A 14,022-nucleotide genomic window follows, 5' to 3' on the forward strand; every position below is an offset into this window, starting at 1 on the left:
GGCGGAAGTATTATGGATCGTGAAGTCAATAACCAAGGTCAGCTGTTGATCGGCGGAGTTCCAGCAGAAGAAATAGCAGAAGCATATGGAACGCCTGTTTATGTATATGATGTAAATCGAATAAGAAAAAATGCAAGAGCATTTGTTGAGACGTTCAAAAAGCATAACGTACCCGCCCAGGTAGCATATGCAAGTAAAGCCTTCTCTTCAATTGCTATGCTGCAAGTAGCTAAAGAAGAAAATTTAAGTCTCGATGTTGTGTCTGAAGGGGAGCTTCATACCGCTCTACAGGCCGGTTTTCCAGTAGAGAAAATTCACATGCACGGAAACAATAAGAGCCTGGCAGAACTAGAGATGGCAGTTCAATATAAAATAGGCTGTATTGTTGTAGATAACTTTTATGAGATTGCCCTATTAACAGATCTTTTAAAAGAAAAGAAAGTAAAAATGGATGTTTTGCTTCGTGTGACGCCTGGAATAGAGGCTCACACTCATGACTATATTTTAACAGGACAGGAAGATTCGAAATTTGGTTTTGATTTATCAAGCGGACAGGCTCAAAAAGCATTTGAGTTGCTTTTAGATAATGAATATACTCGTGTAAAAGGCTTGCACTGCCATATTGGATCACAGATCTTTGAAACAAGCGGATTCACACTTGCCACAGTTAAGCTGTTTGAAACAATGAAAAAATGGAGAGATGAGTACTCCTACCAGGCAGAAGTATTAAATCTGGGGGGCGGTTTTGGCATCCAATATACGGAGGAAGATGATCCTCTTGCTTTAGACCAGTATGCTATTGCATTAATTAACGAAGTGAAAAGTCAGTCTAAACAATTGGATTATCCAATGCCAGAGATTTGGATTGAGCCGGGACGTGCGATAGTAGGAGATGCGGGCGTCACCTTGTACCGAATGGGGTCTATTAAAGAGGTGCCAGGCGTTAGAACATATGCTTCTGTAGATGGAGGGATGACTGATAATATCAGGCCGGCCCTGTATCAGGCGAAATACGATGCGGTTCTTGCCAATAAGATGCACCTTCCAAACTTTAAAGAATATGCTATAGCTGGGAAGTGCTGTGAATCAGGAGATATGCTATTATGGGATGTGAAGCTGCCAGAAGTAGAGCCTAATGATTTAATGGCTGTTTTTAGTACCGGAGCCTACGGTTATGCGATGGCCAATAACTATAACCGTTTCGGAAAAGCGGGTGTAGTTTTTATCGAAAATGGAAAGCATCAATTAGTCGTCCGCCGCGAGAAATATGAAGATATTACACGGTTGGACTTATCTTACAATAAGCAGGAGGAAATGGAATATGAAACAAGCAACGATTGAATTTGAAAATGGAGAAAAAATGACGGTTGAATTATTTAATGAAGCTGCACCTAACACAGTGGATAACTTCGAGAAATTAGCAAACAGCGAATTCTATGATGGATTAACCTTCCACCGGGTCATTCCGGATTTCGTTATTCAAGGCGGCGATCCAAACGGAAATGGTACTGGAGGACCTGGATATACGATTAAATGTGAAACGGAAGGCAACCCGCACAAGCATCAACGCGGATCATTATCGATGGCTCATGCAGGAAAAGATACAGGAGGAAGCCAGTTCTTTATCTGTCATTCTCCACAGCCTCACTTAGATGGCCGTCATACTGTTTTCGGCCGTGTCACTGACGGGGTAGAAATTGTTGATCGTGTCCGTCCTGGTGATGTTATGCAGCGTGTACGTGTGGAAGATAAATAAGAAGAGCAGTACTGCCGCCCTTCAAGTGTAAAAAGAATCATTAAAACGATGCTGAGATCTCCTCCTATGGGTAATTAGCCGTAGATTAATTATTATATTTATAAAGCGGGTTGAATCTTAGTAAGAAATCCAGTATGCTATTGCCTAGACAAGTTGAAGCAGTGGAGGCGGGCAATGAAAAAGAAGAATTGGTTCCTTTTTACAATCCTGCTTGTAATGGGTTTAGCGTGGGGCATATATTACTGGCTTGTAATTGTCTTTTAACTAAATCCGCGGTTAAAAAATATAATTAGTTATACGAGGGGTTATTTATGTTAATACGATTTAAAAAATCATTTGAAAAAATAGCCATGGGCCTTCTTTCCTTTATGCCAGAGTGTAAAGATGTGAAGAAGCTGCAGGATATTATTCTGGAATATGAAAATAATGATACGTGGCACCTTTTTTTATGGAAAGAGGAGGATATCCTCGGTACGATAGGTGTGCGTACAGAAGGTAATACAGCTTATATCCAGCATGTGTCCGTGAATCCTTCCCATCGGAACATGGGTATAGGAAAGCAGATGATTCAGTCTGTCTGCCATCAGCTTGGAAAAGAATATGATGTAAGAGCGGATCGGGTGACTGAACAGTTTTTTGAAAAATGCGAGGCAGAAAGTCCATCCTCTCCAGTATAAAAAAGGTGTCCGTTTAGGGACACCTTTTTTTATTCAGCGGTTTTTATGCTTATGCACAAGCTTAGTATCTTTGAGATTACTTTGGTTCCAAAAGGAAACGTTCCATTTCTTGCATAAATCCTTTGTTTCCTGGAGCAGCGCCTGGTCTGTCAGCGGCAGGTAAAGGCTAATATAATTTGAATTATTCTCTATTCTCTTTTTAGTTAAGAGAGTAAGGCGTTCCAGTTCATGGGGATCTATTCCTAATTCCTTCAGCTGATCTTCATTGCGGCTGATTTTACTGATGGTTTTATTCACTAGAATCCCCGCGCCTTTGTAGTTCTTTCTTCGGAAGTGATAGAGTGAAACGGCTAATTGAATCAGCAGCACCCAGACAGAGTCTCTATTATGAGGCTCTGTTTCTTTCCAATGCTCTTCAAGTACTTCATGACATTCAAAATAGTCGCGTGTTCCATGAAAATGAGCCAAATATTCTACATAGCGATAAGGAAACATAACAACGCACCTTTCTTCTTCCATCATATCTGCCTTAAAGTCCCTCGTAAAGCTATATGGATTAGACGAAGACTATTAACGGTATAGTTTTTTTCTGATACTATTAATCAGGAGGCTTTTATTAAAAGGCAAGTTTTCGCTGCTGAAGCTGGAAGGATGCAGTTAATGAGGCCAATCAGCAAGATATCTAATGATAAAAGGAAGATAAAAAATGACCGATCGTTATCACGTGAAATTGGATGGCTTTGAAGGTCCACTTGATTTATTGTTACATCTCGTTAATCGGTATGAAATCGATATTTATGATATTCCGGTATCCACGATTACTGAACAATACATGACTTATATCCATACGATGCAGGAACTTGAATTGAATATTGCTAGTGAATACCTGGTCATGGCCGCCAGTCTGCTGGCAATGAAAAGTCAGATGCTTCTTCCTGCTCAGCAAATTGACGATGATTTTTCTGACGAAGAGGAAGAGGATCCGAGGGAAGAATTGATGCAACGCTTGATCGAATATAAAAAATTCAAAAGTGCTGCCGAAAGTTTGAAGCAAAAAGAAGTAAAAGTTAATCGTGTTTATACACGGCCTAAGGCAGAGCCGCCGGAGGAGAACGGATCTGCTATCGAACCTTTAGATCCTGATGAGGTTTCTATGCTGGATATGATCGATGCTGTTAACCGCCTCTTAAAACAAGCGAAAAGCCGTTCGTCACAGGGTACTAAAATTAAGAGAGATGAAATTTCCATTCAAATGCGGATGGGTGAAATCCTGGACAAAATAAATGTGGACCGTAAAGGGACACCCTTTAACGATTTGTTTAAAGAGAAGACTAAACCCCATATCGTTGTAACATTTATAGCAGTATTGGAATTGATGAAAAATAAAAATATTACATGTGTACAACCGAATCATTTTGATGAATTAGTTGTTTATAAAATGGAGGAACAAGCATGAACAAAGAAGAGAAACGAGCCTTGACTGAAGGCCTGCTCTTTGCATCTGGAGAAGAAGGAATTGTGAAAAGAAAATTAATGGAAGCTCTCAATTGTACGAAACAAGAGTTGGATGAATTATTAATAGAGATGCAGGAAGATTATGATCACCCCCAACGTGGAATTAGAATGATGGAATCCAATGAAACTCTTCATTTAACTACTAAACCAGAGCATGCTTCTTTCTATCAAGAGGTCTTGAATTCTAAATCGGCCACCCGATTGTCTCAAGCTGCACTTGAAGCACTTGCTATTATCGCTTACAGGCAGCCGATTACCCGTATTGAGATTGATGACCTCCGGGGTGTAAAAAGTGACCGTGCCGTTCAGACGTTAGTCAATCGGAATTTAATAGAAGAAAAGGGAAGAAAGGAAGCTGTAGGGCGCCCGGTTTTATTTGGGACAACGACTGATTTTCTTACGTACTTTGGTTTGTCTTCCATTGAGGAGCTCCCTCCATTAAAAGCTCTTGAGGGGCCAAATGATATTGAAGATGAAGCTGATCTTTTTTTCGAACGTTTTGAAGAGACAGGACAGGGCAGTTATGAAGATACCTAATGTTTATGAAAGGAGCACATGTAATGAACCTATTGAAGGTAGATCACCCACATGAACAGGGAGCGGCTACGTTGATTGTTTACGAAGATAAAGGCAGCACAAGCTCTGTAGCGATCAACTATGAGCCAGCCAAAGATTCCCTCAACAGCGAGCAGTGGAAAACCCCCATTTTAGCACTGGCTTATTTTATTAAACACCCTGAAGCAAAGCATAGACCTTCCGTGACTATTTCAAAAGAAGACGCTGAACAAGTTGTAAGCGAAATGAATCTGAATGCTGTACAGAGAGCTTTTGACGATATCGAGTCAAAAGGGAACTTTGAGCTTACTTCCACCCTCGAATTTTATAACTAGTAAAAAAGCCTGCGATTGTGCAGGCTTTTTTTTCTGCTCTCATAAGCTTGTACCTGAAAGCATAGGTTTAATTAAAAGAACAAGATAGGAGGAAGACCTCTATTGAAGCGCATGTTTTTCAAACTTATAATGATCATATTTCTTTTGTCCGTACTGTTTCCAGGGGTAACAAAAGCTCAGCCAAACATAAATGTATCGGCAGAACACGCCGTATTAATTGATGCTAAATCAGGAAGAGTGTTGTTTGAGAAAGATGCTTATACACCCTCATTAATTGCCAGTACTACTAAAATAATGACTGCCATACTTGCAATTGAGTCAGGAAAGCTTGAAGAAGATGTGGTAGTCAGTGATCAGGCGATTCGTTCAGAAGGTTCTTCTATTTACCTGACGAAAGGTGAAAAAATAAAATTAATTGATCTTGTTTATGGACTTATGTTGAGGTCAGGTAATGATTCTGCTGTAGCAATAGCTGAACACGTAGGGGGAAGTGTAGAAGGCTTTGCCATGCTGATGAATGAGAAAGCAGATTGGCTGGGTATGGAAGCCTCAAATTTTGAAAATCCCCATGGACTAGATGGGGAGAATCACGTTTCTAGCGCATATGATTTGGCTCTACTTATGGCCTATTCGATGAAAAACGAAACCTTTCGTGAAGTGACAGGAAGTACATCCTACAAATCAGAAAATCGTACGTACCCGTGGATGAATAAAAATAAGCTTCTGACCAAGCTTTATGAGAACACAACGGGAGGAAAGACCGGATTTACAAAGAAAGCGGGTCGGACGCTGGTTAGCAGTGCAGAAAAAGACGGCATGGAGCTTATAGCTGTTACTTTGAATGCACCAAGTGACTGGAATGATCACCAATCGATGTATGAATGGGGCTTCGAAAACTATGAAACCTATTACTTGCAAAAAGAAGGTTATATTAAAGCGGGCGGGGACTTGTACTACCTGCCGGAAGATATTGAATACCCATTAACAAATGAGGAAAGAAAGCAGCTGAAGGCTGTATTTGAACCAATGAAAGGTAAGAAGAAGGAAGTAGGTACTCGGCATTACCGTATTAAAGATCAGGAAATTACTCAGTCACCAGTGCTAAAAGAAAGACCCGCCGATCCATTCATTCAATCTGGCGCTGTGTTTTTCAAACGCATGATGGGGGTAGAGCCGTGGTCAACTTAATATGGGTGTTTTTAGCGGTTTCCGGCATTATCTATGCTGCTTTTAATGGGACGATGGGCGAAGTAAATGAAGCGATATTTAAAACACTTGATGAAAGCGTCATGATTACACTAAGTCTGCTTGGTGTTCTTGTATTCTGGCTTGGTTTAATGAAAATCGCTGAAGAAGCCGGATTATTGGCAGGTCTCGCTAAGTTGTTTAAGCCATTTGTCCGAAAATTATTTCCTGATATACCCGAAAATGATCCGGCACTGGGATATATTCTTTCCAACATGACAGCCAATATGTTCGGTTTGGGGAATGCTGCAACCCCAATGGGTCTTAAAGCAATGAAGGAATTAAAACGACTATCCAGCTCGGATGAAGCCAGCCGGTCAATGATCACCTTTCTTGCCATTAATACCTCTTCTTTAACACTAATACCTACAACAGTAATTGCAATAAGGATGAAATATGAGTCAGCAGATCCTACAAGTATCATAGGAGCGACTATACTAGCTACCATTATTTCTACTGTTGCCGCTTTGATCATTGACCGCATCTTTTATTATAGAAGGCAGCGGAAGTTAATATGAGTATCTGGCTGATCCCCCTCATTATATTGATTGTTCTCGTTACAGCGACCATCAAGAGAGTACCGGCATATGAAGTATTCGTCGACGGCAGTAAGGAAGGCATTCAAATAGCCATCTCACTTCTTCCTTTTCTTTTAGGTATGATGGTGTCAATTGCCATCTTTCAGGCTTCAGGAGCAATGGAAGCTATACTCTATGTCTTTAAACCCCTGATGAATGCTTTGGGTATACCTGAGCAGATCCTGCCGCTTGCTCTCATTCGTCCCATATCCGGGACGGCTGCCTTGAGCATGACAACAGAGCTTATCAGGACATTTGGACCCGATTCTTTAATAGGTTATTTGGCTTCCGTCATGCAGGGAAGCACAGATACAACTCTTTACATCATTACGGTTTATTTTGGGGCAGTAGGAATCCGGAAAATGGGAGATGCTTTAAAAGTTGGACTTTTAGCCGACCTTGTTGGTATAATAGCAGCAATTATTATTGTAATCATTCTCTTTAGCGGATAAGCTATTAGAGTGAGAGAAAGAGCCGCGCTGGACCTTTCCAGCGTGGCTTCATGCTGTTTGTTTATGCTGTTCTCTGTATCAATAATAGAATTAACTATAATAGGGGGACGATCCGATGAGTGATTTGGAACGTCTGCAGAAAGTGATCGCCCATGCTGGTGTGGCATCACGAAGAAAAGCAGAAGATTTAATTGTCCAAGGTAAAGTGACCGTGAATGGAAAAGTAGTGAAGGAATTAGGAACGAAGGTTTCACCTAATGACAAAGTTGAGGTAGAAGGTGTGCCGATTGCTAAAGAGCCGCCGGTTTATTATCTTTTCTACAAGCCTCGAGGTGTAATATCAAGTGTGAAGGATGATAAAGGGAGAAAAGTAGTGACAGATTACTTCCCGGAAGTAGAAGAACGAATCTTTCCTATCGGACGACTTGATTATGATACTTCCGGTGTTTTGCTTTTAACAAATGATGGTGATTTCGCCAATCTGTTAATGCACCCAAGTTATCAAATCGATAAAGTATATGTAGCCAAGACAAAAGGTATACCTTCAACTGAACAATTAAAGAGCTTTAAAAAGGGAATAAATGTAGACGGTGATCGGTTAAAAGCAGTACATGCCAAAGTTATTTCAACTGACCAGAAAAAAAATACGGCAATCGTACAGCTTATTCTTCATGAAGGAAAAAACCGTCAAGTGAGAAAAATGTTTGAGGCGATTGGAGTACCGGTCGACAAACTAAAAAGAGAAAAATATGGTTTTATTACTGTAGAAGGCATGAATGCCGGTGACATTCGACCATTAAAGCCTCATGAAGTGAAACAGCTGCGCGAGCTGGCTGATAAAAATGTTAAATAATATTCAAAATTTCTACAGCCTAACAATGATATAATGTTGTGGGAGTGAGAGCATATGAAGGAAAAAACTTTAGAAAAAAAGAAAAAACGGCTTGTTTTTCGGTCTGTAATGCTGGCTGCGATGGTAGGTTTGATCGCTTTTGCTATAATTTCTAACTTAAACGATGATAAAAGCGTAGTAGCAAAAGGAGAAGAAGCCCCTGATTTCGAATTAAAAAAATTTGGTTCGGATGAAACCATTGCACTCAGTGACCTAAGAGGTAAAGGCGTCATGATAAATTTCTGGGCTACCTACTGCGAACCATGTAAAGATGAAATGCCTTATATGGAAGAAGTATATCCAAAATACAAAGAAAAAGGTGTCGAAATTCTTGCAATAAATTTAGATACCTCTGATCTTGTAGTACAGCGCTTTCTTGACAAATATGGGTTAAGTTTCCCAATTTTGCATGATAAGAATGGTCAGGTAATGGATCAGTATAATGTTGGACAAATACCTTCCACTCTCTTTATTAATCCAGACGGCGAAGTAGAAAACCATGTGGTGGGACCGCTTACACTTGAAAAACTAGAAGGTTACTTAAACGAGATAACTCCTGAGGCGTAAGTCCAATTGAAATTGTGAGGTTTTACTATGAATAATATAATTTGTGAATGTGGACATGAAAACCCTGAAGGAGCGGTGCTCTGTGAGTCCTGCGGAAAACCGATTGAAGAAAACCAGCATTTAGATGGTAATGATGAAAAACAGTTGCTAAACATGCGTTATGACGGTAGTGCACGACGTTCAAAAACCTATAATCGCACAATTGTCGATAAAATCTGGAACTTCTTTTCATCTGTTAAAGTGGGGATTTGGCTGATTGTCACTACTTTAATTGCTTCGGCATTAGGTACTGTGTTTCCGCAGGAGATGTATATACCTCCCGGCTCCAATCCAGCAACACATTACAGAGATCAATACGGAATATTAGGACAGATATATTACCAGCTTGGTTTTCACAATTTATACTCTTCCTGGTGGTACATGCTCCTGCTCGCTCTAATCGGGATATCCATTGTCATTGCAAGTCTTGACCGGTTTATTCCTTTATACAAAATACTTAAAACTCAAAAGCCTAAACGGCATGATACCTTTTTGAAAAAACAGCGGGTGTTTGGTCAAACAGTATCTAAATCTGTGAATACAGAACGACTTCGCAAAAATTTAAAGAAGCAGCGCTTTAAAGTACGTGAAGAAGATGGAAGTCTGTTAGCAGAAAAGAATCGTTTCTCCCGCTGGGGGCCATATGTCAACCATATAGGTCTTATTATCTTTTTACTTGGAACGCTGCTTCGTTTTGTTCCTGCTTTTTTTGTTGATGAGTTTATCTGGGTTCGTGAAGGTGAAACAAAAGTAATAACAGGGACAGAAGGAAAGTATTATATCGAAAATAAAGATTTTATATTAGAAACATATGATGAAAATGATGAGCGTTTTAAAGAAGCTATTCAAAGGAATGGACAGCCAGTACCTAAAACTTATCAAACCAATGCGGTTCTCTATGAAAGAACAGACGATATAGTGGTTGGAAAAGAACCGGAACTTAAAAAAATTAAAGAAGACGAAGCTCGAGTAAATCATCCAATTAAAATCGATAACTTTACTTTGTATCAGGCCAGCTACCAGCAGAATGAATTTCATAATATGACATTTAAGCTTCATGATACTGATAATGAGGACACATCCTACGGTGAATTCACTATTGATCTAAGTGATCCTGAAGGTGAATATGAGCTCGATAGTGGTCATCGAATTGTTCTTGACTCTTATTTCCCTGAATATACGTTACGGGACGGAGAGCCGGTTTCTCAATCGAAATTCCCTAAAAACCCTGCATTTGTATTCAATGTCTATGAGCCTGGAGAAGATTCAGATCCTGAAGTCAGTTTCGCGGGAATTGGTGCAAACATCGATCCTACCGGTGAAAATGACTATAAGGTTGGACTGGTAGATTTTGATGTCCGTGATGTAACAGGCTTAACGGTCCGTAAAGACTACACGCTTCCAATTATTGCATTAGGCGGAGCTATATTTATGATTGGTGTTATCCAGGGGATGTACTGGAACCACAGAAGAATTTGGGTGAAACCTAAAGAAGACGGTGTATGGATTGCGGGTCATACTAATAAAAACTGGGTCGCGTTAAGGCGCGAAATCGATAAAGTGATTGAGGGCACAGGAATTGAACCGCCTATAGATCAGCAGGAAATAAAAGAAACGAATAATTCAGGCTATAAGGAGGGAAAATAATTGGGTGACTTGAGTACTTTAAGCAGTAACCTATTATATGCGGCTTTCTTTATCTATTTAATTGCTACGTTTGTCTTTGCAGCAACAATAAGGGATAAAAGGAAGAAAAAATCTAACAAGATCGCTCTTGTGGCTATCGGATTAACGATAATTGGCTTCCTCACCCAAGTGGGATATTTCTTTACAAGGTGGGCTGCCGCCGGTCATGCCCCTGTTAGTAATTTGTTTGAATTTACTACCTTCTTTGGTATGATGCTTGTTTTCGCGTTTATTGTCATGTACTTTATCTACAGGATTAATTTACTCGGGCTTGTGGCGCTGCCTATTGCTCTGTTAATCATTGCATTCGCCAGCATGTTTCCAAGAGAGATCCAGCCACTTGTACCTTCGCTTCAGTCTCACTGGCTTTACATACACGTGACGACAGCAGCTTTGGGACAAGCGATCTTGTCTATTAGTTTTGTAGCCGGCTTAATCTTTTTAATACGGCAGGTCGACCAAACGAAAAAGACGAAAGAAACGTTCTGGCTTGAGTTTGTTATTTTAATGGTTGCAACAACCCTGGCGTTTATCATTATTTCTTCAACCTTCAGCGCCATCGGATATGAAGCAGCATTTGAAGCTCCTGTTAATGGACAGCCTGCGGAAATCACTTATGAGATGCCGCCGATTGCAGGTCCTTATGATGGAACATTGCTTACAGAAGGAATGTCCCCTTTATTTAACGCACCGGAATGGATGCGCGGAGTAGACGCTGCGATTAAGTTCAATACGATAATCTGGTCTGTATTGGGTGGACTTGTAATTTACGGACTGACACGCTTAATCCTGAGGGATAGAGTCGGTGCTAAATTACAGCCGCTTCTTCGTAAGGCAAATCCAGAAATTATCGATGAAGTTGGTTATCGAGCGGTTGCTATCGGTTTTCCAATATTTACGCTGGGTGCTTTAATCTTTGCGATGATCTGGGCACAGCAGGCGTGGGATCGTTTCTGGGGATGGGATCCAAAAGAAGTATGGGCTCTGATTACATTCTTCTTTTATGCCGCTTATCTTCATTTGCGCCTTTCAAGAGGATGGCAAGGATCTAAATCTGCCTGGCTGGCAGTTGGAGGATTTGCGATTATTATGTTTAACTTATTAGCTGTAAACCTGATTATCTCAGGCTTACATTCTTATGCTTAAAGAGATGGCAGGAAGGATTTGTTTATCCGTCCTGCCTTTTATTATAATGAAGGAGAAAAGAGGAGTGTTTTCATGGATCAGAATTATGAAGCGAAAATTTTAGTAGTAGATGACGAAGATCGTATCCGTCGTTTAATACGAATGTATTTAGAGCGTGAAAATTATATAATTGAAGAAGCTGAAGATGGAAATGAAGCTTTAAATAAAGCTCTTAATGAGGATTATGATGTGATTCTTCTCGACCTAATGATGCCGGGGAAGGACGGAATTGAAGTATGCAAAGAGCTTCGTGTTAAAAAAGCGACTCCCGTAATTATGCTGACAGCTAAAGGTGAAGAGGCAAACCGTGTGGAAGGATTTGAAGTTGGTACCGATGACTATATTGTAAAACCCTTCAGTCCCCGGGAAGTAGTGTTGAGAGTGAAAGCTCTGCTGCGAAGAGCTTCTTCTACTAAGTTTCTTGAGACCGATACGTCTGCAAGAAACGTTTTGATCTTTCCTCATATGACGATTGATAATGATGCACATCGTGTAACAGCAGATGGGAAAGAAGTAGCTCTGACACCAAAAGAATACGAGCTGCTGAATTATATGGCTCAGTCACCTGACAAGGTCTTTGACCGGGAACAGCTTTTAAAAGAAGTGTGGCAGTATGAATTCTTTGGTGATTTACGTACAGTGGATACCCATGTAAAACGGCTGAGGGAAAAACTGAGCAAAGTATCTTCTAAAGCCGCAGGCATGATTGTAACTGTATGGGGTGTTGGCTACAAATTTGAGGTAAGTGGCGACTAATGTTCTGGCGGAGTGTAGTAGGAAAACTTTGGTTTACCATATTATTTTTAGTTTGTTTTGTTTTGTTTATTTTAACGATTCTGCTTCTGGAGTTTTTTGAAAACTACCATGTCCGTGAAGCTGAAAAAGATTTATTGCAGACAGCCTCAAAGGTTTCTGAAGTTGTATCGCAATATGAGGAAGACGAATTGATCCTTTCCATGACAGATTTAATAAAAGACCCCTCTAATCAGGTTGTAATTACGAGTGAGGAAGGGGAAAGCATTACCTCTCATTCAGAAGGAGAGACACTCCCTTACAAGGATTATAACTGGTTTATGAATGATCAGGAATTATCCCGTGTTATAGAGGATCGGGAAGACGTTATGAAAGTCATGGAAGATGATAGTTCCGGGATGGGATTGATGGTCGTTGGAACTCCGCTTGAAGGGCAAGGCGGTGCTGTGTTTGTTTATGAATCACTCGGCACTATTGATGAGACATCTGAACAGACGACCAAAATTATCTTTTTAGCTGCAGGGATTGCGATTATTCTTACAACTATTTTTGCTTTCTTTTTATCTACACGGATTACTTCCCCTTTAATAAAAATGAGAGAAGGTGCGATGGAGCTCGCAAAAGGAGAGTTCCATACGAAGATTCCCATTTTAACTCACGATGAAATTGGGGAACTGGCCATGGCTTTTAATCGGATGGGACGTCAGCTTAAGTATCATATTAATGAACTGAATCATGAAAAGGAGCAGCTTTCAGGTATATTGAGTTCCATGGCTGACGGAGTATTAACAGTAAATCGTCAGGGCCAGATTCTTGTTTCCAACCCACCGGCTGACCAGTATTTGAATGCCTGGGATTATGAAAATAAGAATCTCTCTACTGGGAAAGTGGAAGGAAAACGCGACCTTCCAGATCGTCTCCGTGAAATCTTTAATGAAGTTAATAAGAGTGAGAAGGAACAAATGACAGAGGTGACTGCTCAAGGACGGACATGGGTCATCATTATGACTCCCCTTTACGATCGCGTTAAAGTCAGAGGTGCTGTAGCTGTACTGCGGGATATGACAGACGAGCGGCGGCTTGATAAGCTGCGTGAAGACTTTATTGCGAATGTTTCACATGAACTCAGGACACCTATTTCTATGCTGCAAGGATACAGTGAAGCCATTGTCGATGACATTGCCGAAACGAAAGAAGATAAAAATGAGCTCGCTAAAATTATTCACGATGAATCTTTAAGAATCGGCCGTCTCGTTAATGAACTGCTTGATTTAGCGCGAATGGAAGCAGGTCATATGAATTTAAATATAGAAAAAATAGAAATACAACCTTTTGTTGAAAAAATCGTTCGTAAGTTTAAAGGAATTGCTCAGGATAAGGACATAGATTTACAGATGAATGTACCAAATGAGGTGTCCTATCTAAATATAGACCCTGATCGGATGGAACAGGTGCTGACGAACTTAATCGACAACGCTATTCGCCACACAGAGCCTGAAGGAATAGTTAATGTGAAAGTTGAATATAAGAAGGAGCGTCAGACGTGGCTTGTCAACGTATCTGATACCGGTCACGGCATTCCTGAAGAAGATCTTCCGTTTATTTTTGAGCGTTTTTATAAAGCAGATAAGTCAAGACAGAGAAACAAAGAAAAGAAAGGGACCGGGCTGGGTCTAGCGATTGCAAAAAATATTGTGGATGCCCATCATGGAGTTATTTCCGTACAGAGTAAGATAGGGCTAGGGACAACTTTTGAAATAAACCTTCCTGAACAGGAGTAAAAATGA

General features: G+C 40.4%; 16 protein-coding genes. 15 read left to right on the plus strand and 1 reads right to left on the minus strand.

Going from position 1 to position 14,022, the window contains the following annotated elements; all coding sequences use genetic code 11:
• The first annotated feature begins 12 nt into the window (after positions 1-12).
• The 3 genes from lysA (at position 13) to B7E06_RS10555 (ending at position 2,433) form a co-directional block, all read left to right on the plus strand.
• The gene (gene lysA / locus B7E06_RS10545; protein ID WP_082233944.1) at positions 13-1,341 is read left to right on the plus strand and encodes a diaminopimelate decarboxylase; all 1,329 of its coding nucleotides are present in this window, start codon (positions 13-15) and stop codon (positions 1,339-1,341) included.
• Positions 1,322-1,756, plus strand: coding sequence for a peptidylprolyl isomerase (locus tag B7E06_RS10550; RefSeq protein ID WP_082233945.1), 435 nt, complete (start codon positions 1,322-1,324; stop codon positions 1,754-1,756). The genes lysA and B7E06_RS10550 overlap by 20 nt, the downstream gene beginning before the upstream one ends.
• 311 nt (positions 1,757-2,067) lie before the next feature.
• Positions 2,068-2,433: a GNAT family N-acetyltransferase gene (locus B7E06_RS10555; RefSeq protein WP_082233946.1), complete on the plus strand. Its 366-nt coding sequence runs from the start codon at positions 2,068-2,070 to the stop codon at positions 2,431-2,433.
• Between the two features lie 33 nt (positions 2,434-2,466).
• On the opposite strand, the gene B7E06_RS10560 is transcribed toward B7E06_RS10555, so the two are convergent.
• Entirely contained in the window at positions 2,467-2,928 is a 462-nt protein-coding gene (locus B7E06_RS10560) for a DUF309 domain-containing protein (protein ID WP_082233947.1), read from the minus strand.
• Positions 2,929-3,139: 211 nt separating this feature from the next.
• Here B7E06_RS10560 and B7E06_RS10565 point away from each other — a divergent pair, with 211 nt between their 5' ends.
• The 12 genes from B7E06_RS10565 (at position 3,140) to B7E06_RS10620 (ending at position 14,016) form a co-directional block, all read left to right on the plus strand.
• Positions 3,140-3,889, plus strand: a complete 750-nt coding sequence (locus B7E06_RS10565) for a segregation/condensation protein A (RefSeq protein WP_082233948.1) — start codon at positions 3,140-3,142, stop codon at positions 3,887-3,889.
• Positions 3,886-4,485 carry an SMC-Scp complex subunit ScpB gene (scpB, locus tag B7E06_RS10570; protein ID WP_082233949.1) on the plus strand — a complete coding sequence of 200 codons (600 nt, stop codon included), beginning with the start codon at positions 3,886-3,888 and terminating at the stop codon, positions 4,483-4,485. Before B7E06_RS10565 ends, scpB begins: the two co-directional genes overlap by 4 nt.
• 23 nt (positions 4,486-4,508) lie before the next feature.
• Positions 4,509-4,838 carry a hypothetical protein gene (locus B7E06_RS10575; protein ID WP_143414484.1) on the plus strand — a complete coding sequence of 110 codons (330 nt, stop codon included), beginning with the start codon at positions 4,509-4,511 and terminating at the stop codon, positions 4,836-4,838.
• Between the two features lie 111 nt (positions 4,839-4,949).
• Positions 4,950-6,026 (plus strand): D-alanyl-D-alanine carboxypeptidase family protein, encoded by a 1,077-nt coding sequence (locus B7E06_RS10580; RefSeq protein ID WP_082235978.1) that lies wholly within the window; start codon positions 4,950-4,952, stop codon positions 6,024-6,026.
• Complete coding sequence (locus tag B7E06_RS10585; RefSeq protein WP_082233951.1) at positions 6,014-6,601, plus strand: nucleoside recognition domain-containing protein; 588 nt, start codon at positions 6,014-6,016, stop codon at positions 6,599-6,601. Before B7E06_RS10580 ends, B7E06_RS10585 begins: the two co-directional genes overlap by 13 nt.
• Positions 6,598-7,113: a spore maturation protein gene (locus B7E06_RS10590; RefSeq protein WP_082233952.1), complete on the plus strand. Its 516-nt coding sequence runs from the start codon at positions 6,598-6,600 to the stop codon at positions 7,111-7,113. The genes B7E06_RS10585 and B7E06_RS10590 overlap by 4 nt, the downstream gene beginning before the upstream one ends.
• 124 nt (positions 7,114-7,237) lie before the next feature.
• A complete protein-coding gene (locus B7E06_RS10595; RefSeq protein ID WP_082235979.1) occupies positions 7,238-7,966 on the plus strand; it encodes a pseudouridine synthase in 729 nt (242 codons plus the stop codon).
• 54 nt (positions 7,967-8,020) lie between these two features.
• On the plus strand, positions 8,021-8,572 hold the full coding sequence (gene resA / locus B7E06_RS10600; RefSeq protein WP_082233953.1) for a thiol-disulfide oxidoreductase ResA: 552 nt from the start codon (positions 8,021-8,023) through the stop codon (positions 8,570-8,572).
• 27 nt (positions 8,573-8,599) lie between these two features.
• Positions 8,600-10,258: a cytochrome c biogenesis ResB family protein gene (locus B7E06_RS10605; protein WP_082233954.1), complete on the plus strand. Its 1,659-nt coding sequence runs from the start codon at positions 8,600-8,602 to the stop codon at positions 10,256-10,258.
• Positions 10,259-10,267: 9 nt separating this feature from the next.
• A complete protein-coding gene (ccsB, locus tag B7E06_RS10610; RefSeq protein WP_082235980.1) occupies positions 10,268-11,443 on the plus strand; it encodes a c-type cytochrome biogenesis protein CcsB in 1,176 nt (391 codons plus the stop codon).
• A gap of 72 nt (positions 11,444-11,515) precedes the next feature.
• Positions 11,516-12,238: a response regulator transcription factor gene (locus B7E06_RS10615; protein WP_082233955.1), complete on the plus strand. Its 723-nt coding sequence runs from the start codon at positions 11,516-11,518 to the stop codon at positions 12,236-12,238.
• Complete coding sequence (locus B7E06_RS10620) at positions 12,238-14,016, plus strand: ATP-binding protein (RefSeq protein WP_082233956.1); 1,779 nt, start codon at positions 12,238-12,240, stop codon at positions 14,014-14,016. The genes B7E06_RS10615 and B7E06_RS10620 overlap by 1 nt, the downstream gene beginning before the upstream one ends.
• Positions 14,017-14,022 lie beyond the last annotated feature (6 nt).

The organism is Halobacillus massiliensis (genome assembly GCF_900166625.1).
In the GTDB taxonomy this organism is placed as follows: Bacteria; Bacillota; Bacilli; order Bacillales; family Halobacillaceae; genus Halobacillus_A; species Halobacillus_A massiliensis.